Origin of the sequence: Anaeromyxobacter sp. (assembly GCA_016718565.1) — a bacterium.
Classification (GTDB): domain Bacteria; phylum Myxococcota; class Myxococcia; order Myxococcales; family Anaeromyxobacteraceae; genus JADKCZ01.
Genome location: JADKCZ010000010.1, coordinates 36743 through 63353, shown reverse-complemented (window position 1 = coordinate 63353; position 26611 = coordinate 36743). Strand labels below are relative to the sequence as shown.

Here is a 26611-nt window from a genome sequence, read left to right as displayed (position 1 = left end):
GCCGGCCCGGCGGGCTCACCCGCTGGCCGGCGTCCGCAGCTCCGGGTGGTCGGCGCAGCTGAGCCCGCAGGCCCGGCAGGTCTCGACCGCGCAGGCCGGCGTCACCTTGGCCTCCAGGCCGCGGGCCAGCTCGCGCGCCAGGAACCGCTTCTCCAGGCCGTGGTCGAGGAAGTCCCAGGGCAGCACCTCCTCGAGCGGGGCGCGGCGGTGGGCGAAGAAGGCCGGATCGTGCGGCCAGCGCGGCAGGGCGCGCCTGAGGTCGCCGCCGGTCTCGCGGTGGGCCAGCTCGAGCAGGTCGGCGGCCCGGCGGTCGCCGCGGGCCAGCACCGCCTGCAGCCCGGCCTCGCGCGGGCTGTAGAAGTCCACCTCCACCCCGCGCGGCTTGACGATCCGCTCCAGGTGGCGCCGCTTCTCCTTGAGTCGGCCCTCCGCCTCCATGCCCAGCCACTGGAACGGCGTCCAGGGCTTGGGAACGAAGGGGTTCACCGAGAGCGTCAGGCGGCCCATGCGGCCGGTGGCCTTGGCCTTGGGGGCCAGCACCTCGTCGCGCACGCGCAGGGTGAGGCGGGCCATGCCCTCGATGTCGGCCTCGGTCTCGGTGGGCAGGCCGCACATGAAGTAGAGCTTGACGTGCTGCAGCCCCTGCCCCAGCGCGTCGGCCGCCGCCTGCACCACCCGGTCGTCGGAGAAGTCCTTGTTGATGACCTGGCGCAGCCGGGGGGTGCCGGCCTCCGGCGCCAGCGTGATGGAGCGCTCCCCGCCGGCCGCCATCCGCCCGGCCAGCGCCGGCGTGATGGCGTCCACCCGCAGGCTGGAGGGGCTGAAGGCGCCGCCCTGGGCGGTGATGAAGCAGGTGAGCTGGTCCAGGCCCGAGTGGTCGCTGATGTCCGGGCCCACCAGGCCGAGCCGCTGCCCCCGCGCCAGCCCCTTCTCCGCCTCGGCGGTCAGGGTGGCCAGGTCCACCTCGCGGTAGGGGCGCTGCACGAACCCGGCGGCGCAGAAGCGGCAGCCCCACAGGCAGCCGCGCGCCAGCTCGGTGAGGTACAGGTCGCCGAAGTGGGCGTCGGGCGTGTCGAGCGCGCGGGAGGTGGCCACCGTGGAGAGGTCGGCCACGTAGCGGCGCGCCACCCGCGCCGGGGCGCCGCCCAGCGGCTCGAAGCGGGTGACCCAGCCGCCCTGCGGGGCGCGGGTGTCGGCGTAGTCCACCCGGTAGCGCGACGGCACGTAGCCGCCCGGCAGCCGGGCCAGGGCGTCGAGCAGCGCCGCGCGCGGGCCCCCGGCGGCGGCCCGCAGGCAGGCCAGGAAGGGCGCGATCAGCTCCTCGGCCTCGCCGATCAGCACCGCGTCGAGGAAGGGCGCCACCGGCTCCGGGTTGATCTGCATGGAGATGCCGCCCGCCACCACCAGCGGGTGCCCCTCGCCGCGATCGGCGGCGCGCAGCGGCAGCCCGGCCCCGTCGAGCAGCGCCACCAGGTGGCCGTAGTCCTCCTCGAAGGGGATGGAGAAGGCCACCACGTCGAAGGCGGCCAGCGGCGCGCCGGTCTCCACCGACCGCGGGGCCTTGCCGTCCTCGGGCAGGAAGACCCGCTCGCAGGAGGTGCCCGGGGCGGCGTTGAGGAGCCGGTAGACCGCGTGCACCCCGAGGTTGGCCATGCCGAGCCGCTCGACGTTCGGATAGACCAGCGCCACCCGGAGGTGGTCGGCGGAGCCGAGGGGGCGCGGCGTGGAAGGAGGGGGCATCGGGGGTTCGGGGCGGAGAGAAGCACGGCGGGGGGGCGGGGAGCAAAGGTGGGGGGGTGAGGGGTCGGGGTCGTCGCGGTGCCCCTCACCCCGGCCCTCTCCCCGGAGGGGAGAGGGAGAGCTGAACCCGCGGTCGGGGTCGGGGTCGTCGCGGTGCCCCTCACCCCGGAGGGGAGAGGGAGAGCGCAACGTCGAGGTCGAGGTCGAGGTCGTCGCGGTGCCCCTCACCCCGGCCCTCTCCCCGGAGGGGAGAGGGAGAGCTGAACCCGCGGTCGGGGTCGGGGTCGGGGGCGAGCTTGTTGCTCACCCTCTCCCCCAGCTTGCTGGGGGAGAGGGCCGGGGTGAGGGGGCCGCCCGGGGTCGGGTTCAGCTTCGAGCTCCGGTACCGGTCCCCCGGGTCCCCCTCCACAGGTCGCGTGCTACCATCCTTCCCCCTTCGCACGGACGCCCTCCCGATGAGACCCAGCCCAGCCTGCACCCGCCGCCCCGCCCTCGCGCCCGCCCTCGCGCCCGCCCTCGCGCTGGCCCTCGCGGCCTGCGCCACCCCACCCGCCGCCTTCGCCCCCGCCCCCCCGCCGCCTGCCCCGGCGGCGGCCGAGGCGGCGGCGCTGGCCGGGCCCGCGCCCACCACGCCCGAGGGGCTCCTCCCCGGCATCCCCCTCGACTCGCTCGCCCCGGCGCAGCGGGCCGTGGTCGCCGCCTGGGCCAGGGAGGCCTACTGCTCCTGCGGCTGCCCGCACACCGTGGCGGAGGACCTGCGCAGCCACGCCAGCTGCCCGCACGCCCCGCGCATGGCCCGGCTGGCGGTCCGCCTGGCGGGGGCCGGGGTGAGCCAGGCCGACCTCGGCAAGGTCATCACCGCCTACTACGCCTCCTTCGAGCCCGGGAAGCGGGCCACGCTCGACGTGGCCGGCTACGGCCCGCCCCTGGGCCAGCCTGACGCCACCGTCACGGTGGTGGAGTTCTCCGACTTCACCTGCCCCTACTGCCAGGTCTTCCGTCCCCAGCTCGAGAAGTTCGTCGAGGACCGGCCCGGGCGGCTCAAGCTGCACTACAAGCCCTTCCCCATCGAGAGCCACCCCAACGCGCTGGAGGCCGCCCAGGCCGCCGAGTGGGGCCGCGAGAAGGGCATCTTCTGGCCGCTGCACGACCAGATCTTCGGCAACCCGCGCGCCTCGCCGGTGGTGATGGCCGGCTGGGCCAACGACCTCGGCCAGGACGGCGACGACCTGACCGCGGCGCTGGCCTCGGGCCGCCTCCTGCCGCGGGTGCGCGCCGCGCAGGCCGAGGCGCGCGCCGCAGGCCTGCGCGGCACCCCCACCCTCTTCTTCGACGGCCGCCGCCTCACCCTGCCCGACCTCTCCGAGTGGATGCTGGAGTTCACCCTGCAGGACGAGGAGGCGTGGCGGCGGCACGGCGGCTGGCGCTGCGAGCCGGAGGCGGCCCGGGAGTGACCGGCTACCTGGACATCGACCCGCACGGGCGGGTGGCCCCCAGCGGCGACCTGGTGCGGCGCGCCCTGGCCGACCGGGCCGGGCGCTTCGCCCTCCTGCCCACCGCCCCCGACCTGCTGCTGGCGCGCCGCCAGCCCGTGGCCGGCGGGCCCCCCGGCGCGCAGCGGGTCACCGTCAGCGGCGACCTGTCCGGCTTCCCCATCGCCGACTTCATCGGCTTCGTGCACCAGTCGCGCCTCTCCGGCCTGCTCACCGTGGCCTCCAGCGGCGCCGAGCGGTCGGTGGCCTTCAAGGACGGCGAGGTGCGCAGCGCCTCCTCCTCGGTGCCGGGCGAGCGCATCGGCGAGGTGGCCGTCTCCCTCGGCCACGTCACCGAGGCGCAGCTGGCCGAGGCCGCCCGGGCCGGGCGTCCCCTGGGCAAGGCGCTGGTGGACCTGGGCCACCTCTCCGCCAGCGACCTGTGGAAGTGCTTCCACGAGCAGGTCACGGCGGTCTTCCACGCCATCCTGCTCACCAAGGAGGGCATCTTCTGGCTGCAGGAGGAGGCGCCGGGCGAGCGGGCGGGCGCGCCGCTGGCCGTCTCCACCCAGACGCTGCTGATGGACGGCATCCGGCGCATCGACGAGCTCTCGCTCTTCCGGGCCCGCATCCCCGGGCCCGGCGCCTTCCTGCGCCGGCGCGAGCCCCGCCGGCCGGTCACCCTCAAGGCGGTCGAGCAGCAGCTGCTGGCCCTGGTGGACGGGCGGCGCACCGTGGCGCAGGTGGCCACCGCCGCCCACCTCGGCGAGTTCGACGCCACCAAGATCCTCTACCACCTGGCCGAGGCCGGCTACCTGGAGGCCGTGGCCGGGCCGGCGCCGGCGGCCAGCGACCGGGCCGGGCAGGTGGCCGCCGTGGCCGCGGGGATGGACGAGCTCCTGCGCACCGTGGCGGCCGCGGTGACCCCGGAGCACACGCCGGCCTTCCTGGCCTCCGTGCGGGCCCACCTCACCGACGCGCGCACCCCCTTCTCGCCGCTCTTCCGGCGGGTGGTGCCCGGGGAGGATGGCGGGCTCGATCTGGCGCTGCTGCAGGCCAACCTGGCGGCGCTGCGGGGGGGCCCTGGGGCGCCGGCCGACCCGGCCCTCGAGGCGCCGCGCCTGCTCATGGACGCGCTGCGCGAGCTGCTCTTCTTCTACCTGTACCTGGCGGGCGAGCGGATCCCCCGCGAGGCCGACGAGCGGCTGGGGGCGCTGGTGAAGCAGCGCCTGCCGCTGCTCGAGGGGCTGGTCGCGGAGTGACCGGGCCCCTGCCCTTCGCCACCGCCGGCCTGCCCGGGTCGGGGGGCCGGCTCAAGGCCGCCCCGGAGGACTTCCGGGTGGACGAGGTGCCCGCCTACCTGCCCTGCGGCGCCGGTCCCCACCTCTACCTGCGGGTCGAGAAGCGCGACCGCACCACCCGCGACGTGCTGCGGGCGCTGGCCCTGGCCCTGGGCGTCCCCGAGCGCGACGCCGGCTACGCCGGCCTCAAGGACCGCGCCGCGGTCACCTCGCAGTGGCTCAGCTTCCCGGTGGCGCGCGACCCCGACCCGGCGGCGCTGGCCGGCGAGGGCTACCGCGTGCTCACCGTGTCCCGCCACCAGAACAAGCTGCGGCCCGGCCACGCCCGCGGCAACGCCTTCCAGGTGGTGGTGCGCGGCGGCGACCTGGCGCTGGCCCGCGCCTGCGCCGCCCGGCTGGCCGCCACCGGCCTGCCCAACTACTTCGGGCCGCAGCGCTTCGGCGCCGGCGGCCAGACCGCCACGCTGGGGCGCGAGCTGCTCTCCCCCGAGCCCTCCGCCGAGGCCCGCCGCGCCGGCCGGGACCGGTTCCTGCGGCGGCTGGCCCTCTCGGCCTTCCAGTCCTCCCTCTTCAACCGCTGGCTGGCCGAGCGGGTGTCCGACGGCCTGTTCGCGGCGGCGCTGGCCGGGGACGTCCTGAAGAAGCTCGACACCGGCGGGCTCTTCCTGTGCGAGGACCCGGAGGCCGACGCGGCGCGGGTGGCCCGCTTCGAGGTGAGCCCGGCCGGCCCCATGTTCGGGCCCAAGATGAAGGCCGCGGCCGGCGAGCCGGCGGCGCGCGAGGCCCGGCTGCTGGTGGCGGAGGGGGTGGCCCTGCAGGACTTCGCCCGCGGCGGCGGCGAGGCCGAGGGGACCCGCCGGGCGGCGCGGCTGCACGTCGAGCCGGCGCTGGAGGCGGCCGGCGACGGCTACCTGGCCCGCTTCGAGCTGCCCTCCGGCGCCTACGCCACGGTGGTGCTCCGCGAGCTCATGAAGGACGAGCCCGACCTGCCCGGCGACGGCGAGTGAGCCCGGCCGGCGCGCCGCCGCTCACCTGAAGGGGTTTGGGCTGAGCCGCTCCAGGAACGCGGCCGCCTGGGTCGCCAGGTAGGAGAGGATGGCCAGGTCCTTCTGGCCGAAGGGCTGGTCGCCCTTCTTGTTCAGGACCTCCAGCGCCCCCAGCACCACGCCGCGCTGGGCCACCGGCGCGCACAGCAGCGAGCGCGTCTGGTAGCCCACCGCCTGCGAGACCGCCCGGTAGAAGCGCGGGTCCTTCTCGGCGTCGGAGACCGCCAGGCAGACGTTCTCCTGGGCGCAGAAGCCGACCACCCCCACGCCCATGGGGACCTTGAGCCCCAGGGCCAGCAGCTTGTCGGCGGTGGGGCCGCGCGCCACCTCGAAGGACAGGTCGAGGGCGCCGAGCTCGGTGAGCAGCACCGACCCGGCCTCGCAGCCGATGGTGCGCACCGCCAGGTCGAGCAGGAAGGTCAGCCCCTGCTTCCGGTCGTGGATGGCGGCCAGCTCCGAGACCTCCATGAAGAGCTCCGCCAGCACGTCCTCGGAGCGGAGCACCTGGGTGATGCGCCCGATGGGCTTGCTCGGCGGGGCGGTCGGCTCCTTGGCCACCTCCACCCGGTCCACCTGGGAGGAGGGGCGGCGGGTCAGCACCGGCGGCGGCGGGGTGACGGCCTGCGGCGGCGCGGCGGGCCGGGGCGCCGCCGGGGGCGGCGCCACCGGGGGAGGCGCCGCGGAGGGCGGCGGGGGCGGCCGGGGCACCGGGGCGGCCACCGCGGCCGGCGCCACGGGCGGCGGCGCCGGCGGCGCGGTCATGACCGGCTGCGGCAGCTCCAGGATGCGGAAGACGCGCCCGCTGTCCGGGTCGGTGACGTGGATCGAGCCGTCGCCCTGGATGTCGCACAGGACGTTGTTGGCCATCTGCGCGTCGCCGAGGCGCTGCAGGCCGGCCTTGAGGGCCGCCAGCCAGTGCTCGGCGTCGATCCGCAGGGTCAGGTCGATGGGCACCTTCGGCGGCGCCGCCGGGACGAAGACCTCGAAGCGGGGCATGTGGTCACTCCATCGAGATGATGCGGAACTCGGTGCGCCGGTTCTTGGCGCGGCCCGGCGCCGTCTTGTTGGACGCGATGGGCCTGGCGGGCCCGAAGCCGATGGCCTCGAGGCGGGCCGGGTCGGCCCCCTTCTTCACCAGGTAGTCCCGCACCGCCTCGGCGCGCGCCTGGGACAGCTTCACGTTCAGCCCCTCGGCGCCCACCGTGTCGGTGTGCCCCTCCACCGAGACCCGCATGCCCGGGTAGTCCCGGAGGACCTGGGCCACCTGGTCGAGCAGCGGGAAGGAGGTGGGCAGCACCTTCCACTTGGCGGAGGCGAAGTGGACCTGCTGCTTGATGGAGATGCGGTCCTTCTTCACCTCCACCAGCGAGTACTTCTTCGGGCAGCCGTCCGGCGCCACGCCCACCTCGTCCGGGCACCGGTCGGCGTCGTCGAGCACCCCGTCCTTGTCGCGGTCGAGCACCGGGCAGCCGCGGCTCTCGATGGGGCCGGGCGTGGCCGGGCAGGCGTCGATCTTGTCCACGATGCCGTCGCCGTCGTTGTCGGGGTCGGGGCAGCCGTCCTCGTCCTGGAAGCCGTCCCCGTCCTCCGGGTCGAGCGGGCAGCGGTCGATGTCGTCCTGCAGCAGGTCGCCGTCGGAGTCCTTGGCCACCGGGCAGCCCTGGGCCTCGCGCGGCCCGGGCTGGGCCGGGCAGGCGTCCTCGGCGTCGAGCAGCCCGTCGCCGTCGCCGTCCGGGCAGCCGCCCAGCGCCGGCAGGCCCGGCACCTCGGGGCAGCGGTCGTCGAGGTCGGCCACGCCGTCGCGGTCGGTGTCCACCTTGTCGATGATCACCACCGCCGGCGCGGCCGGCGCCTTCGGCTCGCGGATGGTGACCTGGGCCGGGCCGCAGGCGCGCGACAGCTCCAGCGCCTTCTTGACGCTCTGCTCGGCCTGGCGCAGGTGGGCGCCGGCGCGCGAGGCGTTGCCGGCGTCGATCTCGACCCGGCCGAAGTCCAGGTTGGCCTCGGCCAGCGCCAGCTCCCGGGGCGCGCAGCGGAGCGCGCCGCCCTTGCGGGCCTTCTCCAGGTCGCCCTGCACCGCCTCGGCGGTCCGGACCAGCTTGCCGCCGGTGGCGCAGCCCAGGAGGGCCGCCAGGGCGGTCGCCAGCGCCAGGCGGCGGCTCACGGCGTGCCCTCGGCGCCGGGCGCGCGGGCCGGGGTGGCGGCCGCGGCCTTCTTGTGCGCCTCCCTGGCCAGCTCGGCGGCCCGGGTGGCGAAGGTGGTGGCCGACTCGTACTGCGCGTACCCGGACTGCTCGCGCGCCTTGTGCAGGTAGGCCTCGGCGGCGGTCAGCTCGTAGGGGGCGGCGGTGGCCGCGCCGGCGGACCGGGCGCCCTCGATCTCCACGTCGGCCGCGACGAGGGCCCGGGAGGACTGGACGGGACCGCAACCGGCGAGCAGCGCGAGCACGGGGAGGGCGAGGAGGGACCGCACGGCGGTGAGCTCCTTTCGAGAATCCGGGAGTGGAGGACGCTACCCGCGGCCCCCGGGCCAGTCAAGGAACGGCCGGGTGCGCCGCGGGCCTCCGGCTCAGCGGCTGGCGGCGCGGCGCAGGTCCTCCACCAGCTCCTGGAGCGCCTGGCCCTTGAAGGGCTTCTGGATGTAGCCGCTGGCGCCGGCCCGGGAGGCGGCGGCGTGATCGGTGGGGCGGACCCGCGCCGTCAGCATGTAGATGGGCGTGGTGGCGAAGCTCGGGTCGGCGCGCAGCAGGCGGAGCACGGAGAGGCCGTCCAGGCCCGGCAGGATGATGTCGAGCAGCACCAGGTCGGGGCGGTAGGCGATGGCCTCGGGGACGGCCTTGCCGCCGTCCTCCACGCAGCGGACCTCGACGCCGCCGCCCTCCAGCATCGCCTGCACGAGCTCGCGGATGACCGGTTCGTCGTCGACCAGGAGGACGCGGAAGGGCGAGGCTGGGGCTGGCATCCCGGGCATTCTGCCCCAGTTGCGACGGGGCGTGAACTGCCCTGGGGGTGGGCTCCGCACCTACCAGGCGCGGCCCGGCGCTCAGCCCGGGGCGAGGGGCCCGCCGGGCGAGGCGCCCTGCGGCTCGGGCCGCGCCGGGCCGGCCGGCAGCGCCAGCGGCTCCTGCGGCATGAGCAGCCAGAGCGCCACGTAGACGACCACGCCCCAGAGGGCCAGGACGGTGGCCAGGATGAAGCCCAGGCGGACCGCCACCACCGGCAGGCCGAAGCGGAGGGCCAGCCCCCGAGCCACGCCGCCGAGCATGGCGCCGTCGCGCGGGCGGGTCCACTCGCGCACCGGCTGGCGCTCCACCATCCAGCTGGTGCAGGAGGCGCAGCGGGTCGAGCCGGGGCGGTTCTCGGTACGGCAGTAGGGGCAGAGCATCGTGTTCCTCCGTTCGGCGGGGTCTACGGGCGGCCAGGCCGGCTATTTCGGCGCGGGCTGGCCACCCCCCAAACGGCGGGAGCCGCCCCAGCTCGAGGCGGCTCCCGGAACGTGACAGGTCGGCTGGCCGACGGTCAGTCGAGCTTGCGGCCACCCTCTTCGGCCCACTTCTCGAGCATGTCGGTGGTGACCGACTTGGGGCGCTCCAGGGCGCCGCCCAGGCCGCGGTCCCAGGTGATGTTGGCGAGCACGCCGAGGGCGCGGCCCACGCCGAAGAGGACCGTGTAGAAGTCCCACTCGCGCACGCCGTAGTGCCACTGGATGACGCCCGAGTGGCTGTCGACGTTCGGCCACGGGTTCTTGGTCTTGCCGTGCTCGGTGAGGACGCCCGGCGCCACCTCGTAGATCATGTTGACCAGCTGGAAGAGCGGGTCATTGGGCAGGTGCTTCTTGGAGAACTCGTTCTGCGCCGTGAAGCGCGGATCGGTCTTGCGGAGCACGGCGTGGCCGTAGCCCGGGATGACCTGGCCGGAGTTCAGGGTGTCCCAGAGGAACTGCTTGAGCTCCTCCTTGGTGGGCACCTTGTTGTTCAGCTTCTTCATCACGTTCTGGATCCAGCTGAGCACCTCCTGGTTGGCCAGGCCGTGCAGCGGGCCGGCCAGGCCGTTGATGCCGGCCGACAGGGAGTAGTAGGCGTCGCTCAGCGCCGAGGCCACCAGGTGGGTGGTGTGGGCCGAGACGTTGCCCGACTCGTGATCCGAGTGGAGGATGAAGTACATGCGGGCGACGTCGTCGTAGGGCTTCTTCTGCCCGATCATGTGGGCGAAGTTGCCGCCCCAGTCGAGCTTCGGATCCGGGGCGATGAAGGTGTCGCCCTTGTACTTCATCCGGTAGATGTAGGCCGCGATGACCGGCAGCTTGGCCAGCAGGTTCATGGAATCCTCGAACATCGGATCCCACATGTCGTTCTTCTTGAGCGTCCCCTCACCGTAGCGCTTGGCGAAGAGCGACTCGCGCTGCATGGAGACGATGGCCGCCGAGAAGAGGGCCATGGGGTGCGAGTCGCGCGGCATGGCGCGCAGCACGTCGATGACGTACTGGGGCACGTCGGCGCGGGACCGCCAGTCGGCCACCACCTCCATGGTCTGCTCGATGGAGGGGATCTCGCCGGTCAGGAGGTACCAGAAGAAGCCCTCCACGTACGGCTGGTCGGAGCCCGGCACCTTGGGCAGCGCCGCGAAGGTCTCCGGGATGGTCCGGCCACGGAACCGGATGCCCTCCTGCGGGTCCAGGTAGGAGATGTCCGTCACCAGCGAGCGGATGTCGCGGGCGCCGCCGATGCACTGGTCGATCGTCACCTTGTCGATGACGATCTTGCCGTGCTCCTTCACCAGCTTGGTGATGCGGGGCCGGTGCGCCTCGATCTTCTCCTTCAGCTTCAGCTTGAGATTGGACTCAGCCATGTATTGCCTCCAACGGGCAGCGAGATGGTGCTGCGGGGGGGGGGACTAGCGCGGTTGAACCGAGGCGGGCATCCTAGACATGGCCATACGAGATCCGCAAACGGGAACCGGTGCTAAGTTATCGAGTTGGAAGGTCTATTTAGGATTCGAGCGGTCCACGATGCCGCCAGAATCCACGAGACTTCCAGCCGATGGGGTCCCCCGGAAGATCGCCAACTCGTACCGTGATCCGGGGGGTTCGGCGCATCCGTCCGTGCGCCGGGCGCCCGGATCCCGCGATCTGCCCCTCGGCTTCTCCGGCGGCGGTGGCCGCGGTGGCCGCGACAGCAGACCGCACCAGCCGCAGCGGGCCGCGGGCCCTTGGCCTGCGCGACCGCCGCCTCCCTGGCCGTCGCCGACCGATCGGCGACCGATCAGCGACCGAGGCCGGCGGCCAGGGCCGCCGCCACCTCGGCGGCCAGCTTCCCGCCGCCCTGCGGCCTGGCCTCACCCGGGGCGGGCGCCGCGACGGCCGGCTGGGGCGCCTCGGGCGCCTGCGGGGCCAGGGCCTCCAGGGCCCCCTCCAGGAGCGGGGACTCCACGGTTTCTGCAGACTCCCGCCCCTTGCCCTTGGTCCCGGCCGCCGACCGGCAGGTGCGGCACCAGGGCTGGTTGCGGATGGCGCCGTCGGCCATCTTTCGCAGCCCGAACTGCGAGAGGGGGCGCATCTTGTGGCACTTCAGGCACATCAGGGTGATGAAGACCTCGGCGCCGTCGGCGTCGTAGACCGACGAGCGGCGCCGCTTGGGCCGCGGGGGCTCGCCGGGTGGGCGGACCTTGCGCTGCGCGGCCGCCTTGGTGGCGGCGTCCTTCACGATGGCGGGCGCGACCATGACCTTGACGGCCATCTTCAGACCTCCAGGCGGCTCCGGTGGTGCGAGGCGCGGCGATCACGCGATCAGCCGGCGCAGGCTCCAACCTACCCCGCGGCCCTGACATTCGCATGGTGTATCGCTTGCAAAGGCCGTCCCCCATGCCTCACTGCCCGCCCCCTCCCCCGGCCCGCCGCCCACCTGGCTGCCCGGCCAGCGCCCTCCCCTCGGCGGCTGCCCGCCACCCGGGCACCCCCTGCCTGCCTGGCGAGCCCGGCGCGGAGGCCCCGTGATCGCCCACCTGCTCATCGCCCTCATCGTCCTCCTGGCCGTCGCCCGGCTGGGCGGGCACCTGGCCGAGCGCCTCGGCCAGCCGGCGGTGCTGGGTGAGCTGCTGGGCGGCATCCTGGTGGGCGCCCTGCCCCTCCTCGGCCTGCACACCCTCGACTTCATCAAGCAGGACGAGGTGGTGGAGGCGCTGGCGGAGCTGGGCGTCATCCTCCTGCTCTTCGAGGTGGGGCTCTCCACCCGGCTGGCCGAGCTGGTCAAGGTGGGGCTCTCGGCCTTCCTGGTGGCCTGCGTCGGGGTGATCGTGCCCATGGCGCTCGGCTACGGCGTCGGGGTCTGGCTCCTCCCGGAGGCGTCCACCCTGGCGCACCTCTTCCTGGGCGCGGCCCTCTCGGCCACCAGCGTGGGCATCACCGCCCGCGTGCTGCGCGACCTGGGCCGCATCGGCTCGCCGGAGGGGCAGATCATCATCGGCGCGGCCGTCATCGACGACGTGCTCGGCCTGCTGGTGCTGGCGGTGATGGCCGGCATGGCCGGGGCCGGCGCGGTGCCGGACCAGGGCGGCGCCTGGGTGACCGCGGCGGTGGTGAGCGCCAAGGCGGTGGCCTTCATCGTGGGGGCGCTGGTGCTGGGGCGCTGGTCCGCCCCCCGGCTCTTCAAGCTGGTGGGCCGGCTGCGCGGCAAGGGCGTGATCTTCACCATGGCCCTCATCACCTGCTTCGGCCTGGCCTGGATCGCCGCCGCGGTGGGGCTGGCCCCCATCGTGGGCGCCTTCGCCGCCGGCCTGGTGCTGGAGGGGGTGCCGTTCGAGGAGCTGCTCGGCGAGGAGGAGAAGGTGGAGGACCACCTGTCGCCGCTGTCGATGTTCCTGGTCCCGATCTTCTTCGTGCGGATGGGGCTGGAGGTGGACCTGTCCTCCCTGGCGGGCGGGTCGGTGCTGCTGGCGCTGGCGCTCACCGCCGCGGCCATCGTGGGCAAGCAGGCCTGCGGCCTGGCGGTGGTCACCCCGGGCGCCGACCGGCTCGCCATCGGGCTGGGGATGATCCCGCGCGGCGAGGTCGGGCTGATCTTCGCCAACATGGGGCTGGCCCTGGTGGTGGCCGGCCGGCCGCTGCTCGGGCCAGGCGAGTTCGCCGCCATCGTGGCCATGGTCATGGTCACCACCGTGGTCACCCCGCCGCTGCTCCGCTGGCGGATGGGCCGGGCGGGCCGGGAAGGGGCGCCGGCGCCGGAACCGGCGTAACATCCGCCACCACGGGGGGGGGCTCCTGGACCACGAGGCGGACTACCACCTCATCGCGGTCTTCGGCCGGCTGGAGGAGGCCGAGCTGGCCCGTGGCCTGCTCGAGGCCGAGGGGATCCCGGTGGCCCTGCTCGACGCGCAGGTGAGCGCGCTCGGGCTCGGCGCCGCGGTGGGCGGCGTGAAGCTGCTGGTGCCGGGCTGGGACGTCGAGCGGGCCAGCGAGATCCTGGCCGCGCCCGTGGCCGGCTCCATCGAGGAGCTCCACCCCGCGCTGACGCCGCCGCACGGCGTGGCGGCGGTGGGCACGGCCCCGCCCGGCCACGCGGCGGCCGGGCGCGCCGCGGCCGACGCCGGCCCATCGCCCAACTCCCCCCGGCTGGCCCTGTGGACGGCGCTGCTGGCGGCCCTGCTGGCCGGCCTGGCCCTGCTCCGCTGACCGGGTCGCCGTCGCCGCGCCGCGGCGCGGCCGGGCCGCCTACCCGGCGTTGGAGAGCACCTTGTAGAGCGGGGAGAGGTCGCGGAACACGCCCAGCAGGTCGCCCATGGCGAGGCTGCGCGCCTCCTCGGCGCCGAGCGCGATGCCCACGTCCAGCCCCGCGCCCCCCGGGCCCACCACCTCGGCCAGCTCGAGCCAGAAGGCGGTGGAGTGGGCCGGCGCCAGCTCGGGCAGCTCCTCGAAGTTCCAGCCCTCGAACTGCCGGAGCTTGCGGAACGGCTTCCCCTTGCGCGCCAGGTTGCCGGCCTCGCGCACCAGGGCCAGGCGCATGGCGGCGCGGCGCGGCGACTCGCCCTTCACCCCCACCCGCGCGTGCAGGTGCTGGCGGGTCAGCACCACCGCCAGGTAGGGCGCGCCGCGCCAGCCCCTGGGCGTGTCGGAGAAGGCCACCAGCGCCTCCTCCGGGGCCTGCCCGCGCCGCCGCGGCGGCCGGGCGTCGAAGGGGTGCAGGTCGCGGCCGGCCACCCGGGCCAGGCCCGGCAGGCACAGGCCGGCCAGGGTGCGCAGCTTGGGCTGGAGCGTGGCGTCCAGCGCGGCGGCCCGTTGGTCCGGGTCGTCGATGCCGAGGAGCTCGAAGTCCGCGGGACCGAGTCCGAGACCAGCCATGCTCTCCCACCGCCGGGTTGGGCAGGGATCCTAGCACACGTTGACTCCCCCCTGGACCGGTGCGAGGTTTCCAGGGGTGCAGAAGTCCCAGCGGCTGCTCGACCTCGCCGCCTTCCTCCTCCGGGCGGCCGAGCCCATCTCCTGGCGCGAGATCCAGGAGCAGTTCGCCGAGGACTACGGCGGCTCGGGCGAGGCGGCCATCCGCAAGTTCGAGCGGGACAAGGCCGAGCTGCTGGAGCTCGGCATCCCGGTGCGCTACGTGGCCGGCGACGAGGACCTGCCGGCCGGCTACCTGATCGACAAGGACGAGTTCTACCTGCCGGACCTGAAGCTGCCGCCCGAGGACCTGGCGCTGCTCTACCTGGCCGGCTCGGCGGCCCTGGCCTCCGGCACCTTCCCGTCCTCGCGCGACCTGGCCCACGCCATGAACAAGCTCTCGTTCGCGGCCCGCGCCCCGGGCGCGTCGGAGGCGGCGGCGCTCTTCACGCTGCACCTCTCGCAGGACGGCGCCCGCGCCCCGGCGCAGGCCGGGCTGCTCGAGGAGGTGTCGCGCGCGGTGGCCACCCGCAAGCGCGTCCACCTGACCTACGCCGGCGCCGAGCGGCGGGCCCGCACCGAGCGCGAGGTGGACCCCTACGGCCTCTTCCAGAAGGGCGGCGCCTGGTTCCTCACCGGCTGGTGCCACCTGCGCCGCGGCCTGCGCACCTTCCACCTGGGGCGCATCGAGGCGCTCACCGTCAACGCCGCCGCGCCGCGCACCCCGGACTTCACGCCGCGCGCCGAGCTGAGCCTGGCCGAGGTGGCCACCCGCGAGACCTGGGAGTTCACGGTGCACGCGCCGCTGCGCTGCCGGGTCCGGCTGGAGCCGCCCACCCCGGCGGAGGTGCGGTCCTCCTTCGGCCCGCGCGCCCGGCTCAAGGACGAGGGCGGCGCCACCCTGGTGGAGGTGGACGCCACCAACGGCGAGGGGCTGGTGCGCCACGTCCTCTCGCTGGGCGACCGGGCCGAGCTGGTGGCGCCCAGGGCGCTGCGCGACCGGGCCCGCGAGATCCTGGCCGGGCTGGCGAGGAGGCTGCCGTGACCAGGCGCCGCGCCACGCCGCGCGCCGGCGCCGGGCCGGCCCCGCGCCGCGCCCCCCGCCCGGCCGCCGCGGCGCGCCGGCCCCACCCGCCCGCGGCCCCGGCGGCCCCCAAGGCCGACCCGCGCGACCGGCTGCGCCGGGTGCTCTTCCTGGTGCCCTACGCGGTGCGCCACCCCGGCATCCACGTGAAGGACCTGGCGCGCCGCTGCGGGATCTCGGAGAAGGAGCTGCTGGAGGACCTCGACTTCCTGCTCGGGGTGGGCTCGCCGCCCTTCGCCCCGGACGACTTCCTCGACCTGTACGTGGAGGGCGACCGGGTCCACGTGGCGCTGCACCAGAGCTTCTCGCGCCCGCCCCGCTTCACCGAGAGCGAGGCGGCGGCGCTGGCGGCGGCGGCCAGCGCCCTGGGCGGCGAGGGGCGGGAGCGGGTGGTGGCGGCGCTGCGGCAGTCGGTGCCGCGCGACCGGCGCGCCTCCTTCGACGAGCTCTCCGGGCGCATCTACGCCGGCGCCCCGCCCACCCGCGACTCGGTGCTGGGCCGGCTGCAGCGGGCCATCGCCGAGCGGCGCGCCGTGGCGCTCACCTACCAGTCGGCCTCCTCGGACGCCGCGGCCGAGCGCACCGTCCACCCCTTCACCCTGGCCCAGCGGCTGGGCCACTGGTACCTCTACGGCCACGACGCGGCCCGCGGGAAGCCGCTGGCCTTCCGGCTCGACCGCATCCGCGAGTGCGCCGTCACCGAGGGGCGCTTCGAGCCGCCCACCGAGGGCGAGCTGCAGCGGGCCCAGCTCTTCTCCGAGCCCACCGGCGAGCCCATCCGCCTGCGCCTCGACCCCCTGGCCGCCGCCTGGGCCCTGGCCCGGCCGGGGGGGGTGGAGGTGGTCAAGCGGACGGAGGACGGGGGCGCTGTGGTCGAGGTGCGGGGCGTGTCGGAGGCCTGGGCCACCCGCTTCGCCCTCTCCTTCGGCGGCGGCGCCGAGGTGCTGGGGCCGGCCGCGGCCCGCCGGCACTTCGCCGAGGCGGTGCGGCGGACCCTGGCGCGCTACGGCTGACCCGTCGGCCGCGACCCGGGGTCGGCGCGGCGCGGCCGCCACCCCCCCGATCCAGGCCATTTCTGCCCACCTGGCCAGGCACGCCACGCGCAGTGGCGCCTCCCCAGGTGAGGAGGCGCTCGACCGTGGCACACGTGCTGATCGTGGATGACACCGACATCGTCCGGAAGGCCCTGGAGGTGGCCGTGCGCCGCATGGGCCACGCCGCCGTCAGCACCTCCGACGCCGACGAGGCGCTGGCCATGGCCCAGCTGGACCCGCCCGACCTGGCCCTCCTCGACTTCCGCATGCCCGGCCTGGGCGGCGCCGGCCTCTTCCACGCCCTGCACGCCTCGCTCGGCGCCCGCTGCCCCAGGGTGCTGTGGGTCTCGGCCACGCCGGCCGACGAGGTGGCCCGGGAGACCGCCGCGGACGGCCCGGCGGCGGGCTTCGTGAAGAAGCCCTTCCACCTCGACGAGCTGATGCGCTCGGTGGACGAGGCCCTGTCGGACGCGGCGGCCTGAGCCGGGCCTCGCCCTAGACCCGCGCCTTGGCCCACTCCAGCAGGAGCTCCGCCACCGCGGCCAGGTCCTGCTCGCCGCGCCCGCTGGCCGCGGCGTCGCCCAGCAGCTGCCGCACCGCCGCGTTGACCGGCAGGCGGGCCCCCTGGTCGGCCGCCGCCTCCTGCGCCAGGCGCTGGTCCTTCTCGGCCAGCCCCAGCCTGAAGCGCGGCGCGTAGTCCTGCCGCAGGACCTGCTCGCCCTTCATCAGGTGGATCGGCGAGTGGAAGGTGGAGGCCTGCAGCACCTCCAGCACCTTGGCCCCGGGCAGGCCGCCCGAGGCGCCCAGCGCCAGCGCCTCGCCGAGGCCGGCCATCATGGCCCCGCCCACCGCGTTGACGCACAGCTTGAGCAGCGCCGCCTGGACCGCGTCGTCCAGCTCGAACATGCGGGCGCTGATGGCGCGCAGCGCCGGCCGGGCGCGCTCGCGGGCCGCCGCCGGGCCGCCGGCCACCACCACCAGCTGGGCCTTCTCGGCCGCGGCGCGGGAGCCGAGCAGCGGCGCCGAGAGGAAGCTGGCCCCCCGGGCGGCGCAGGCCGCGCCCACCGCCCGGGCCGAGCGCACCCCGGCGGTGGAGAGGTCGGCCAGCACCGCGCCGGCCGCCAGGCCGGCCAGCAGGCCCTCCGGCCCGCCGAGGACGGCGTCCAGCGCCGCCTCGTCGGCCAGGCAGGTGAGGACCAGGTCCCGCCCCTCGGCGCAGGCCCGCGGCGTGGCGGCCTGCCGGACCCCCTTCTGCACCAGCGGCCCGGCCTTGGCGGCGGTCCGGTTCCACACGGTCAGCTCGTGGCCGGCCTTGCGGAGGTTGTTGGCGATGGGTTCACCCATGGTGCCGAGGCCGAGGAAGCCGAGTCGCAGGCGCATGCCTGGATCTCTAGCAAGGCCGGGCGGAACGGGGAAGCGCGAGGTGTGGGACCGGGGGGCCCGAGGGGGGGGCTCCCGCGCTTCCCTCCGGCGGGCACCCGTGCGAGGCTCCGCCCGGCGCCGGGCCTGGCGCGGAACGGGAGCAGCGGCGGTGACGGAACGGTACGACGTGGTGGTGGTCGGCGCGGGCATCAGCGGCCTGGCCCTGGCCTGGAAGGCGGCCCAGGACGGCCGGCGGGTGCTGGTGCTGGAGCGCGAGGGGCGCGTGGGCGGGTGCCTCCACTCCGAGCGGACCCCCGAGGGCTACTGGTTCGAGCTGGGCGCGCACACCACCTACAACAGCTACGGCGCCTTCCTCGACGTGGTGGTGGGCAGCGGCGTGGCCGGCAAGATCGTGGAGCGCGGGCCGGCCCGCGCCGTCTTCGGGCTGCTGCGCGACGGCCAGTGCGCCTGGCTGACCCCGCCCAAGGTGCTCCTGCAGCTCAGCTGGCTGGAGGCGGCGGTGCACCTGCCGGCCGCCCTGTTCCTCTCCAAGCAAGGCCACACGGTCTACTCGTATTACTCGCGCCTCATGGGGCGGCGGAACTACGACCGGGTGCTGGGGCCCTTCCTGGCGGCGGTGCCCTCGCAGCGCGCCGACGGCTTCCCGCTCACCGGGCCGGGCTCGCTCTTCAAGAAGCGGCCGCGGCGGCAGGAGTTCATCAAGTCCTTCGGCTTCGACGGCGGCCTGCAGGTGGTGTGCGACGCGGCGGCCCGCACCCCCGGCCTGAAGGTGGAGCTGGGCGTCACGGTCACGGCGCTGCGCCGCCAGGGCGCCGGGTTCACGGTGACCACCGGCGACGGCCGCACCTTCGAGGCCCCGGTGGCCGCCCTGGCCATCCCGCCCGACGCCGCGGCGCCGCTGGTGCGCCACGACTTCCCCGAGCTGGCCTCCCAGATCTCGCGGGTCAAGACGGTCACGGTGGACAGCCTGGGGGTGGTGCTGCCCCGCGAGAAGGCCTGGATGCCGGAGTCGGCCTTCCTGGTGCCGGTGGACGACATCTTCCACTCCTGCGTGAGCCGGGACCCCTTCCCGGACCCGCGGCTGCGCGGCTTCGCCTTCCACTTCAAGCCCGGGCAGACCCGCCAGGCGCGGCTGGCGCGGGTGCTGGAGGTGCTGCGGGTCCAGGAGTCCGACCTGCTGCACCTGGCCGAGAAGCACGTCTCCCTGCCCTCCCCGGCGCTGGGGCACGGCGAGGTGGTGGCCGAGCTGGATCGCTGCCTGGCCGGCACCAGCCTGGCGCTCACCGGCAACTACTTCGAGGGGCTGGCCATCGAGGACTGCGTGCTCCGCTCCAACGCGGAGTGGCGCCGGGTGGGCCCGGCCGCCGGCTAGCCCGGGCGGGCCGCGCCGCGGCGCCTACTCGCCCGCCGCCAGCCGGCGCTGCCGCACCGCCTCGGCCAGCGCCTCCAGCACCCGCACCGTGTCCTCCCACCCGATGCAGCCGTCGGTGATCGACTGGCCGTAGGTGAGCGGCTTGCCGGGCAGCAGGTCCTGGCGGCCGGCCACCAGGTGGCTCTCCAGCATCAGCCCCATGAGGCGGGCGTCGCCGCCGGCCACCTGCCGGGCCACGTCGGCGCCCACCAGCACCTGGTTCTCCGGCTTCTTGGAGGAGTTGGCGTGGCTGGCGTCGATCATGACCCGCTGCGCCAGCCCGGCCCTGCCGATCTCGGCGCAGACCGCCTCCACGCTGGCGGCGTCGTAGTTGGGCGCCTTGCCGCCGCGCAGGATGACGTGGCAGTCCTCGTTGCCGTTGGTGGACACGATGGCCGAGTGGCCGCCCTTGGTGACCGAGAGGAAGTGGTGCGCGCTGCCGGCCGCCTTGATGGCGTCGATGGCGATGCGCACGTTGCCGTCGGTGCCGTTCTTGAAGCCCACCGGGCAGGAGAGGCCGCTGGCCAGCTCGCGGTGCACCTGGCTCTCGGTGGTGCGGGCCCCGATGGCGCCCCAGGCCACCAGGTCGGCGATGTACTGCGGGGTGATGACGTCCAGGTACTCGCAGCCGGCCGGCAGCCCCAGCTCGTTGATGTCGAGGAGCAGCTCGCGCGCCAGCCGGAGCCCCTTGTTGATGTCGAAGCCGCCGGTCAGGTCGGGGTCGTTGATGAGCCCCTTCCAGCCCACCGTGGTGCGCGGCTTCTCGAAGTAGACCCGCATCACGATCTCGAGCTCGGAGGCGTGCCGCGTGCGCTCGGCCACCAGCCGGTGGGCGTACTCCTTGGCGGCCTTGACGTCGTGGATGGAGCAGGGCCCCACCACCACCACCAGCCGGTCCTCCATGCCGTGCAGCACCCGGTGGATGGCCTGGCGCGCCTCGTAGACCGTGGTGGCCGCCCGGTCCGTCACCGGGAACTCCCGGGTCAGGTGGGAGGGCGGCGCCAGCTCGTGGATGCCCTTGATGCGGACGTCGTCGGTCTTGAAGGTCATGTGCGGTCCTCGCGGGGTCGCGCAGTGTAGCAGCGCGGGGCGCGAGGGGCACGGCCGTCAGGGCGCGGCGGGGTAGCAGTTGATGAAGGTGGCGTCCGCGTAGCGCTCGGCGCCCGCCGCCAGCACGCGCACCTGCAGCTCGCCGCCGGGCTCCGCGTCACAGCGGAGCGAGAGCCTCCAGCCGCCGTCTTCCAGCGTGGTGGACACCACGGCAATGCTCGGCGGCGGCGTCACCTCGAGCGTGGTGCCGGCGAAGTCGTAGGTGTAGGTCTTGCCGCGGATGTAGATGAGCCCCTTCCCCTCCCAGTAGTCGCCGACGTGGACCCGGTCCGGGATGTCGAGGCGGAAGGGGGCGCCGACGTCGGGGGTCCAGGGCTCCTGCCTGAAGAAGAGCACCTGGTGCATCCCGTTCGGCCCGGGCGGGTCACAGGCGGGCAGGGACGCCAGGAGCAGCAGGGCGGCGAGGACGCCGAGGGGGCGGGGGCGGGTCAGGGCCATGCGGGGCAGCCTGCAACACGCACCCGGAGTACGCAATAGGGGGGGGGGCCCCAGACCGCGACCTCGACTGCGACCCCGACTGCGACCCCGGCCCCGACCCCGGCCGCGATCCCGACTGCGACCCCGACCCCGACCGCGACCGCCTAGTGCGCGCCGGCGCCGGCCCGCGGCGCCGGGGCGCCCAGGAGCTCGGCCAGCCGGGCCGCCAGGGCCCGCGGCCGGAGGGCCCCGGCCGGCGCCACGAAGATGGTGTCGTCGCCGGCGATGGTGCCCAGCACCTCGGGCAGGCGGGCGTCGTCCACCGCCCGCGCCACCGCCGAGGCCGCCCCGGCGGCGGTGCGCACCACCACCAGGGAGGCGTTGCCCTCCACCGCCACCACCAGCCCGCGCAGCGCCGCCAGCGGGTCGGCGGCGGCGGGGCCGTCCACCTCGTAGTAGGCGCCGTCCGGGCGCGAGACGCGGCGGGCCCCGAGGCGGGTCAGGTCGCGCGACAGGGTGGCCTGGGTGGCCCGGAAGCCCTCGCGCGCCAGCGCCGCCAGCAGCGCCTCCTGGGTGCCGATGCGCCGGGTGCGCACCAGGCGGGCCACCGCGTCGCGGCGCCTCTCCGAGGTGGTCACGTGGCGGTCACCAGCGAGCCGACGCCGCGGTCGGTGAAGAGCTCGGCGATGACGGTGTGCGGCAGCCGGCCGTCCAGCACGTGGACCCGCTCCACCCCGCCGGCCAGGGCGGCCTGGATGGCCAGCGCCTTCCAGCGCATCCCGCCGGTGATGGCGCCGGCCTCGATGCGCCGGGTCAGGTCGGCGCTGGTCACCTGGCGCACCAGCTCGCCGTCCGGGGCCGACTCCAGCACCCCGGCCACGTCGGTCAGGTAGATGAGCTTCTTGGCCCCCAGCGCCGCCGCCACCGCCGCCGCCACGTCGTCGGCGTTGATGGAGAGGCCGGTGCCGTCGGCGGCCAGGCCGATGGGCGAGATGACCGGCACGTAGTTCTGATCGAGGAACATCTTGAGGAACTTCGTGTTCACCTCGGTGATCTTGCCCACGTAGCCCAGGTCCACCCCGCCCTCCAGGCCGCGCTTCTCGGCCTTGAGCAGGCTGCCGTCCTTGCCGGAGAGCCCCACCGCGCCCGCGCCGCGGGCGTTCAGCATGGCCACCAGCTCCTGGTTCACCTTGCCGGTCAGCACCATCTCCACCACCGGCAGGCTGGCGGCGTCGGTGATGCGCATGCCGTCGAAGAACTCGGAGCGCTCGCCCAGCTTCTCCAGGGTGCGGGTGATCTCCGGCGCGCCGCCGTGCACCACCACCACCTTCAGCCCCACCTTCTTCAGCAAGGTGACGTCCTCGACGAAGGCCGCCTTGAGGCTCTCCTTCACCATGGCGGCGCCGCCGTACTTGATGACCGCCACCTGCCCGGAGAACTGGGCGATGTACTTGAGCGCCTCCACCAGCAGGGTGCGCTTGAAGGTCGGGCTGTAGTTGGCGACCTTGTCGTCCTTGGCCAGCATGCCGTCGGGGCGCTGCACGATCATGGAGGTGTAGTCGGCGTTGATCTTGACGTAGTCGTAGGAGAGGTCGCAGCCCCAGGCGGTGGCGCGCGCCTCGCCCTCCGAGAGCTCCACCAGCACGTCCACCCGGGCCTCGCGCAGCTTGGCCCGCAGCGCCTCCAGGTCCAGCTCCACCGGCGCGCCGCGCTCGAAGACCACCACCCCCTGCATGCTGACGCGGGCCCGCAGGGGGTCGATGGGCCAGCCCTGCGAGCCGGCCCGGCTCCCCACCGTGGCCAGGATGCGGCCCCAGTTGGGATCGGCGCCGAAGAGCGAGGCCTTCACCAGCGGGGAGTGGGCGATGGCGCGGGCGCAGTCGCGGGCCGAGACCGAGCTGGGGGCGCCCGTCACCACCACCTCCACCATGCGGGTGGCCCCCTCGCCGTCGGCCGCCATGGCCCGGGCCATCTCGCCGAAGAGGTCGGTGAGCGCCGCCTCGAAGACCTCCAGGTCGGGGCCGGGCTCGCTGATGCGGGGGTTGCCGGCCAGCCCGTTGGCCAGCACCAGCACCGTGTCGTTGGTGGACATCTCGCCGTCCACCGTCAGCATGTTGAAGGTGTCCTGCACCGCCCGGGTGAGCACGTCCTGCAGCGCCCTGGGGGTGATGGCGGCGTCGGTGACCACCACCGCCAGCGTGGTGGCCAGCTGCGGCGCCAGCATGCCGGAGCCCTTGCAGATGCAGGAGAGCACGGCGGTCTTGCCGCCCAGCGTCACCTCGCGCGCCGACAGCTTGGGGCGGGTGTCGGTGGTCATGATGGCCTCGGCGGCCAGGTCGGCGTGGTCGCCCAGCTGGGCCAGCAGCGCCGGCAGCGAGTCCACCACCTTCTGCACCGGCAGGCGCACCCCGATGACCCCGGTGGAGGCGGTCAGCACGGCCCGCTTCTGCAGGCCCAGGGCGCCGGCCACCGCGGCGCGCAGGGTGGCCACGTCGTCCAGGCCGGCCTGCCCGGTGAGGGCGTTGGCGTTGCCGGAGTTGATCAGCACGGCGCGGATGCCCTCGGCCGGCACGCGGCCGCGCCCGTCCTGCACCGGCGCCGCCGCCGCCCGGTTCACCGTGAAGACGCCGGCCGCCGCGGCCGGGTGGTCCGAGACCACCAGCGCCACGTCGCGCCGCGCCGGCTTGAGGCCCGCCGCCACCCCGCCGAAGCGGAAGCCCTTGGGGATCTTCACGTCAGCCTCCCAGGAGCGCCAGGCCGTCGGTCTCGTCCCAGCCCCGCGCCGAGTTGAGCGCCTGCACCGCCTGCCCGGCCGCCCCCTTCACCAGGTTGTCGATGACGGAGACCGCCACCGCCACCCCGGCCCGGGCGTCGAGCGCCACCCCGACGTGGCAGCGGTTGGTGCGCACCACGTCCTTCACCTGCACCTTGTCGGGCGCCAGGGCCTTCACGAAGGGCTCGCGGGCGTAGGCCGCGGCCAGCGCCGCCTGCAGGTCCGCCTGGGTGGCGCCGGGCGCCGCCGGCAGCACCGCGGTGGCCAGGATGCCGCGCCGCATGGGGACCAGCACCGGCGTGAAGGAGAGCGCCCCGCAGGCGCCGGCGAAGCGCTCCACCGTCTGCTCGATCTCCGGCACGTGCTGGTGCTTGCCCAGCCGGTAGGCGCGCAGGTCCTCGTCGACCTCGCAGAAGCTGTAGTCCTCGCTGGCCTTGCGGCCGGCGCCCGAGACCCCGGAGAGCCCGGTGACCCGGATGCCGGTGGGGGCGCACAGGCCGCTGCGCACCAGCGGCGACACCATCAGCGCGATGGCGGTGGCGTAGCAGCCCGGGTTGGTGATGAGGCGGGCCTCGCCGAGCTCGTCCCGCGCCAGCTCGGGCAGGCCGTAGCGGGCCTCGGCCAGCAGCCCCGGCGAGGTGTGGGTGAAGCCGTACCAGGGCGGGTAGGCCGCCGCGTCGAGGAGCCGGTAGGCGCCCGAGAGGTCCACCACCTGGAGGCCGCGCGCCAGCAGCCGGGGGACCAGCTCGAGCGAGACCTCGGCCGGCGTGGCCAGGAAGACCACCTCGGCCTCCACCGCGTGGCTGCCGGACAGCGGGCCGTAGGTGAGCCCGCCCACCCGGCCGTCGAGCGGCAGGCGGGCCGAGACCGCCTCGCCGGCCCAGCGGTCGGAGGTGACCGCGGTGAGGCGCAGCCGGGGGTGGCCGGAGAGGATGCGGGTGAGCTCGAGCCCGGAGTAGCCGGAGGCGCCGACGACGGCCGCGGAGACGGTATGCATGATGATGCATATTCATGCATCCGGCCGGATGGATCAAGTGGGGGCCGGCCGCCCCTCACCCCGGCCCGGAGAAAAGACGACGCCGGCGAGGCGTGTGGCCATCGCCGGCGTCGAGTGCCCAGGAGAGGATTCGAACCTCCACGGTTTTGAGGCCGCCAGACCCTGAATCTGGTGCGTCTACCAGTTTCGCCACCTGGGCAGTGGGGGCCGGGAATTAGCGCAGGCCGCGGAGGGTGTCAACACCTCATGACTGGGCGTTTGCTCGACCCCCCGCCGCCCGCGGGTAAGATTCGCCCGCCTCACGCATAGGACCCCCCATGACCCGCACCTGCGCCGCGCTCCTCCTCGCCTCCGCCCTCCTGGGCTCCGCCCCCGCCGCCCGGGCCGCCGACGGCGGCCTCCTCGGCGCGCCGCAGCCGCGCTCGCTGCTGGGCGCCGAGAGCCTGGGGGGCGGCTCGGCCGCGCTGGCCTGGGCCGGCTTCGCCTCGCTGGGCGCCAGCTACGGCCAGGGCCTGAGCGCCCAGGACGACCTGCTGGCCTCGGTGGAGTTCGACTGGAGCTCCACCGAGCTGTGGCTCTCCGGGGCCTGGCGGCGCCCGGTGGGCTCGGCGGGCGGCTGGGACCTGGGCCTGCGGCTCCAGGCCGGCTGGTACCTCGACTTCGGCGGCACCTGGATCCACGACGACAACCTGGGCGACCGCGGCCTGCTGCTGGCCCCGGCCCTGGTCCTCTCGTCCCACGCCGGCGACGGCCTGATCTCGCTGACCGCCGCCGTGCCGGTGACCTTCACCACCTGGCGCGACGGCGGCTTCCTGGTCGCCCCCAAGGTCTCGGTGGGCTACGAGACCCTGGCCTACGGCGACCTCTCGCTGGGGGTGCGGGCGGCGCTCGGCTGGCGCGGCGGCGGCGGCGACGCCCCCATGCGCACCGGGCGCTTCGAGCCGGAGCTGCTGGTGCTGGTCGGCTACCGCATCTTCTAGAGCGGCGCCGCCGCTCACCAGCGGGCGGCGCAGGCCAGCGCGCCGGCCGGCACCGGGACGCCGCAGGCGTCGTCCACCGCGTCCAGCCGCTTCAGCATCTCGTCGGCGTCCACCGCGCCGATGATCCGGTCGCGCACCTCGCGCCCCTGGCCGTCGATGAAGATGACGGTGGGCATGCCGACCACGCCGTACTTGTCGGCCAGCGCCATGAACTCGTCGGTGGACTCGGTGCCGTCGGCCTTGACCGCCACGAACCGGCTGGCCTTGGCCTGCACCCGCGGGTCGGCCCAGGCGATCTTGTCGAGCTCCTTGCAGGCGGTGCACCACTCGGCCCAGAAGTCGATGATGACCGGGCGGCCGGTGGCCTTGGCCAGCGCCACCGCCTCGGCCTCGGTCTTGAGCCAGGAGAAGGCGCTGGCCTCGGTCAGGGCCCGCTCGCGCGCCCCGGCGGCGCCGGAGGCGTAGGCCACGGCGCCCACCACCAGCGCCACGCCCAGGGCCTTCAGGGCCCGCTCGGCCGCGGCGCCGTGGAAGCTGAGGTGCAGCGCGCCCAGCAGCACGCCCAGGGCGGCCACGCCGGCCGACAGCAGCGCCGCCGAGCGGGCCGCCGAGAAGAGCGGCCGCAGGGCCGGGACCAGGTCCTTCAGGTAGACCGCGGCCGCCGCCAGCAGCGCCACCCCGAAGACCGACTTGACGGTCTCCATCCAGGCGCCGCTCTTGGGCAGCGAGATGGAGAAGGCGCCGATCAGGAAGAAGAGCATGCCCATGCCGAGGGCGAAGGAGAGCATCAGGCCGGCGCCCAGCGCCACCGAGCCCTGCTTGGCGATGAGCAGCAGGATGGAGGTGAGCACCGGGCCGGTGCAGGGGGCGGCGATGACGCCGGCCACCAGGCCCATGGCGAAGGCCCCGGCCCGCCCGGTGCCGCCCACCGCGCTGAGGCGCGCCTGCACCGCGGAGGGCAGCGCCAGCTCGAAGGCGCCGAACATGGAGGCCGCCATCACCGCGAAGACCAGCGCCACGAAGCCGATCACCAGCGGGTTGTTCATGACGCCGCCGAAGGCCTGGCCGGTGAGGGCCGCCCCCACGCCGAGCGCCGTGTACATGGCCCCGATGCCGAGCACGTAGAGGCCGGAGAGCGCCATGGCCTCGCCGCGGCTGGCCTTGCGGGCGCCGAAGATCGACACGGTGATGGGGATGAGCGGGTAGACGCAGGGGGTCAGGCTGGTGAGCACGCCGCCGAGGAAGGCCAGGCCGAAGGCCAGCAGCGGTCCGGCCGCGTCGAAGAGCCTCCTGAGCCGATCCTGGGTCTCACCACCTGCCGGCCCCGAGGAGAGCAGGTCGGGCAGGAAGGCCACCGCGGCGAAGGCGGCGAAGGCGAACAGGAGGCGGTTGAGGTTTCGCATGGTCCTTCTCTCAAAGATAAGCAAAAACGACGCCTTCTGCACGCTTGGATCCAACCTGGGTGCCTTGACCACACGACAGAAATCCCTATACTC

Annotated in this window: 26 protein-coding genes and 1 tRNA gene; 10 read left to right on the top strand and 17 right to left on the bottom strand. The window is 74.9% G+C overall.

Annotated features, from left to right (window positions below; genetic code table 11):
* Nucleotides 1–15: 15 nt before the first annotated feature.
* Nucleotides 16–1740 (bottom strand): radical SAM protein, encoded by a 1725-nt coding sequence (locus IPO09_17000; GenBank protein MBK9519009.1) that lies wholly within the window; start codon nt 1738–1740, stop codon nt 16–18.
* A gap of 455 nt (nt 1741–2195) precedes the next feature.
* On the opposite strand from IPO09_17000, the gene IPO09_16995 reads away from it, so the two are divergent.
* From IPO09_16995 to IPO09_16985, 3 genes are read left to right on the top strand one after another with little or no spacing between them, the layout of a single operon-like run.
* A complete protein-coding gene (locus tag IPO09_16995; protein ID MBK9519008.1) occupies nt 2196–3194 on the top strand; it encodes a thioredoxin domain-containing protein in 999 nt (332 codons plus the stop codon).
* Nucleotides 3161–4474: a DUF4388 domain-containing protein gene (locus IPO09_16990; GenBank protein ID MBK9519007.1), complete on the top strand. Its 1314-nt coding sequence runs from the start codon at nt 3161–3163 to the stop codon at nt 4472–4474. The genes IPO09_16995 and IPO09_16990 overlap by 34 nt, the downstream gene beginning before the upstream one ends.
* A gap of 8 nt (nt 4475–4482) precedes the next feature.
* Nucleotides 4483–5520: a tRNA pseudouridine(13) synthase TruD gene (locus IPO09_16985; GenBank protein ID MBK9519006.1), complete on the top strand. Its 1038-nt coding sequence runs from the start codon at nt 4483–4485 to the stop codon at nt 5518–5520.
* 21 nt (nt 5521–5541) lie between these two features.
* Here the strand turns inward: IPO09_16985 and IPO09_16980 are convergent, their stop codons facing one another.
* The 7 genes from IPO09_16980 to IPO09_16950 form a co-directional block, all read right to left on the bottom strand.
* On the bottom strand, nt 5542–6555 hold the full coding sequence (locus tag IPO09_16980; GenBank protein MBK9519005.1) for a GAF domain-containing protein: 1014 nt from the start codon (nt 6553–6555) through the stop codon (nt 5542–5544).
* A 4-nt stretch (nt 6556–6559) separates the two neighbouring features.
* Nucleotides 6560–7723: an OmpA family protein gene (locus tag IPO09_16975; protein ID MBK9519004.1), complete on the bottom strand. Its 1164-nt coding sequence runs from the start codon at nt 7721–7723 to the stop codon at nt 6560–6562.
* A complete protein-coding gene (locus IPO09_16970) occupies nt 7720–8031 on the bottom strand; it encodes a DUF4398 domain-containing protein (protein ID MBK9519003.1) in 312 nt (103 codons plus the stop codon). The genes IPO09_16975 and IPO09_16970 overlap by 4 nt, the downstream gene beginning before the upstream one ends.
* Nucleotides 8032–8127: 96 nt before the next feature.
* On the bottom strand, nt 8128–8520 hold the full coding sequence (locus IPO09_16965) for a response regulator (GenBank protein MBK9519002.1): 393 nt from the start codon (nt 8518–8520) through the stop codon (nt 8128–8130).
* An 81-nt stretch (nt 8521–8601) separates the two neighbouring features.
* Nucleotides 8602–8943: a PspC domain-containing protein gene (locus IPO09_16960; protein ID MBK9519001.1), complete on the bottom strand. Its 342-nt coding sequence runs from the start codon at nt 8941–8943 to the stop codon at nt 8602–8604.
* A 134-nt stretch (nt 8944–9077) separates the two neighbouring features.
* A complete protein-coding gene (locus IPO09_16955; GenBank protein ID MBK9519000.1) occupies nt 9078–10406 on the bottom strand; it encodes a citrate (Si)-synthase in 1329 nt (442 codons plus the stop codon).
* Between the two features lie 413 nt (nt 10407–10819).
* Nucleotides 10820–11293: a hypothetical protein gene (locus IPO09_16950; GenBank protein ID MBK9518999.1), complete on the bottom strand. Its 474-nt coding sequence runs from the start codon at nt 11291–11293 to the stop codon at nt 10820–10822.
* 253 nt (nt 11294–11546) lie between these two features.
* Here IPO09_16950 and IPO09_16945 point away from each other — a divergent pair, with 253 nt between their 5' ends.
* Together IPO09_16945 and IPO09_16940 are read left to right on the top strand one after the other, a co-directional pair.
* Entirely contained in the window at nt 11547–12788 is a 1242-nt protein-coding gene (locus tag IPO09_16945; GenBank protein ID MBK9518998.1) for a cation:proton antiporter, read from the top strand.
* A gap of 1 nt (nt 12789) precedes the next feature.
* Complete coding sequence (locus IPO09_16940; GenBank protein MBK9518997.1) at nt 12790–13224, top strand: DUF2007 domain-containing protein; 435 nt, start codon at nt 12790–12792, stop codon at nt 13222–13224.
* Nucleotides 13225–13263: 39 nt separating this feature from the next.
* Here the strand turns inward: IPO09_16940 and IPO09_16935 are convergent, their stop codons facing one another.
* Nucleotides 13264–13890 carry a DUF1054 family protein gene (locus IPO09_16935; GenBank protein MBK9518996.1) on the bottom strand — a complete coding sequence of 209 codons (627 nt, stop codon included), beginning with the start codon at nt 13888–13890 and terminating at the stop codon, nt 13264–13266.
* A 76-nt stretch (nt 13891–13966) separates the two neighbouring features.
* Between IPO09_16935 and IPO09_16930 the strand changes: the two genes are divergently transcribed.
* The 3 genes from IPO09_16930 (at nt 13967) to IPO09_16920 (ending at nt 16526) form a co-directional block, all read left to right on the top strand.
* Complete coding sequence (locus IPO09_16930) at nt 13967–14971, top strand: WYL domain-containing protein (GenBank protein ID MBK9518995.1); 1005 nt, start codon at nt 13967–13969, stop codon at nt 14969–14971.
* Nucleotides 14968–16023 (top strand): WYL domain-containing protein, encoded by a 1056-nt coding sequence (locus tag IPO09_16925; protein ID MBK9518994.1) that lies wholly within the window; start codon nt 14968–14970, stop codon nt 16021–16023. The genes IPO09_16930 and IPO09_16925 overlap by 4 nt, the downstream gene beginning before the upstream one ends.
* Before the next feature lie 125 nt (nt 16024–16148).
* Nucleotides 16149–16526: a response regulator gene (locus tag IPO09_16920; GenBank protein ID MBK9518993.1), complete on the top strand. Its 378-nt coding sequence runs from the start codon at nt 16149–16151 to the stop codon at nt 16524–16526.
* Nucleotides 16527–16539: 13 nt separating this feature from the next.
* Here IPO09_16920 and IPO09_16915 read toward each other — a convergent pair whose 3' ends face one another.
* Nucleotides 16540–17424: an NAD(P)-dependent oxidoreductase gene (locus IPO09_16915; GenBank protein MBK9518992.1), complete on the bottom strand. Its 885-nt coding sequence runs from the start codon at nt 17422–17424 to the stop codon at nt 16540–16542.
* On the opposite strand from IPO09_16915, the gene IPO09_16910 reads away from it, so the two are divergent.
* Complete coding sequence (locus IPO09_16910; GenBank protein MBK9518991.1) at nt 17423–18799, top strand: FAD-dependent oxidoreductase; 1377 nt, start codon at nt 17423–17425, stop codon at nt 18797–18799. The genes IPO09_16915 and IPO09_16910 overlap by 2 nt on opposite strands.
* Nucleotides 18800–18823: 24 nt before the next feature.
* Here the strand turns inward: IPO09_16910 and aroG are convergent, their stop codons facing one another.
* The 6 genes from aroG to IPO09_16880 all read right to left on the bottom strand — a co-directional run bounded on the left by aroG (nt 18824) and on the right by IPO09_16880 (nt 24334).
* The gene (gene aroG / locus IPO09_16905) at nt 18824–19888 is read right to left on the bottom strand and encodes a 3-deoxy-7-phosphoheptulonate synthase AroG (protein MBK9518990.1); all 1065 of its coding nucleotides are present in this window, start codon (nt 19886–19888) and stop codon (nt 18824–18826) included.
* A gap of 57 nt (nt 19889–19945) precedes the next feature.
* Nucleotides 19946–20386, bottom strand: a complete 441-nt coding sequence (locus IPO09_16900) for a hypothetical protein (protein ID MBK9518989.1) — start codon at nt 20384–20386, stop codon at nt 19946–19948.
* Between the two features lie 143 nt (nt 20387–20529).
* Nucleotides 20530–21003 carry an arginine repressor gene (locus IPO09_16895; GenBank protein ID MBK9518988.1) on the bottom strand — a complete coding sequence of 158 codons (474 nt, stop codon included), beginning with the start codon at nt 21001–21003 and terminating at the stop codon, nt 20530–20532.
* The gene (gene argJ, locus IPO09_16890; GenBank protein ID MBK9518987.1) at nt 21000–23099 is read right to left on the bottom strand and encodes a bifunctional glutamate N-acetyltransferase/amino-acid acetyltransferase ArgJ; all 2100 of its coding nucleotides are present in this window, start codon (nt 23097–23099) and stop codon (nt 21000–21002) included. The genes IPO09_16895 and argJ overlap by 4 nt, the downstream gene beginning before the upstream one ends.
* A 1-nt stretch (nt 23100) precedes the next feature.
* A complete protein-coding gene (argC, locus tag IPO09_16885) occupies nt 23101–24135 on the bottom strand; it encodes an N-acetyl-gamma-glutamyl-phosphate reductase (GenBank protein MBK9518986.1) in 1035 nt (344 codons plus the stop codon).
* Nucleotides 24136–24250: 115 nt separating this feature from the next.
* A tRNA-Leu gene (locus IPO09_16880) sits at nt 24251–24334 on the bottom strand.
* Nucleotides 24335–24452: 118 nt separating this feature from the next.
* Here IPO09_16880 and IPO09_16875 point away from each other — a divergent pair.
* Nucleotides 24453–25115: a hypothetical protein gene (locus tag IPO09_16875; protein ID MBK9518985.1), complete on the top strand. Its 663-nt coding sequence runs from the start codon at nt 24453–24455 to the stop codon at nt 25113–25115.
* Between the two features lie 14 nt (nt 25116–25129).
* On the opposite strand, the gene IPO09_16870 is transcribed toward IPO09_16875, so the two are convergent.
* The gene (locus tag IPO09_16870; GenBank protein MBK9518984.1) at nt 25130–26518 is read right to left on the bottom strand and encodes a thioredoxin fold domain-containing protein; all 1389 of its coding nucleotides are present in this window, start codon (nt 26516–26518) and stop codon (nt 25130–25132) included.
* Nucleotides 26519–26611 lie beyond the last annotated feature (93 nt).

What these genes read in the sequence shown, in the direction of transcription:
- IPO09_16955 (MBK9519000.1), bottom strand. Translation starts at nt 10,406, where the DNA reads ATGGCTGAGTCCAATCTCAAGCTGAAGCTGAAGGAGAAGATCGAGGCG.
- IPO09_16950 (MBK9518999.1), bottom strand. Translation starts at nt 11,293, where the DNA reads ATGGCCGTCAAGGTCATGGTCGCGCCCGCCATCGTGAAGGACGCCGCC.
- IPO09_16915 (MBK9518992.1), bottom strand. Translation starts at nt 17,424, where the DNA reads ATGCGCCTGCGACTCGGCTTCCTCGGCCTCGGCACCATGGGTGAACCC.
- IPO09_16910 (MBK9518991.1), top strand. Translation starts at nt 17,423, where the DNA reads ATGCCTGGATCTCTAGCAAGGCCGGGCGGAACGGGGAAGCGCGAGGTG.
- IPO09_16935 (MBK9518996.1), bottom strand. Translation starts at nt 13,890, where the DNA reads ATGGCTGGTCTCGGACTCGGTCCCGCGGACTTCGAGCTCCTCGGCATC.
- IPO09_17000 (MBK9519009.1), bottom strand. Translation starts at nt 1,740, where the DNA reads ATGCCCCCTCCTTCCACGCCGCGCCCCCTCGGCTCCGCCGACCACCTC.
- IPO09_16900 (MBK9518989.1), bottom strand. Translation starts at nt 20,386, where the DNA reads ATGGCCCTGACCCGCCCCCGCCCCCTCGGCGTCCTCGCCGCCCTGCTG.
- IPO09_16995 (MBK9519008.1), top strand. Translation starts at nt 2,196, where the DNA reads ATGAGACCCAGCCCAGCCTGCACCCGCCGCCCCGCCCTCGCGCCCGCC.
- IPO09_16875 (MBK9518985.1), top strand. Translation starts at nt 24,453, where the DNA reads ATGACCCGCACCTGCGCCGCGCTCCTCCTCGCCTCCGCCCTCCTGGGC.
- argC (MBK9518986.1), bottom strand. Translation starts at nt 24,135, where the DNA reads ATGCATACCGTCTCCGCGGCCGTCGTCGGCGCCTCCGGCTACTCCGGG.
- IPO09_16965 (MBK9519002.1), bottom strand. Translation starts at nt 8,520, where the DNA reads ATGCCAGCCCCAGCCTCGCCCTTCCGCGTCCTCCTGGTCGACGACGAA.
- IPO09_16980 (MBK9519005.1), bottom strand. Translation starts at nt 6,555, where the DNA reads ATGCCCCGCTTCGAGGTCTTCGTCCCGGCGGCGCCGCCGAAGGTGCCC.
- aroG (MBK9518990.1), bottom strand. Translation starts at nt 19,888, where the DNA reads ATGACCTTCAAGACCGACGACGTCCGCATCAAGGGCATCCACGAGCTG.
- IPO09_16960 (MBK9519001.1), bottom strand. Translation starts at nt 8,943, where the DNA reads ATGCTCTGCCCCTACTGCCGTACCGAGAACCGCCCCGGCTCGACCCGC.
- IPO09_16870 (MBK9518984.1), bottom strand. Translation starts at nt 26,518, where the DNA reads ATGCGAAACCTCAACCGCCTCCTGTTCGCCTTCGCCGCCTTCGCCGCG.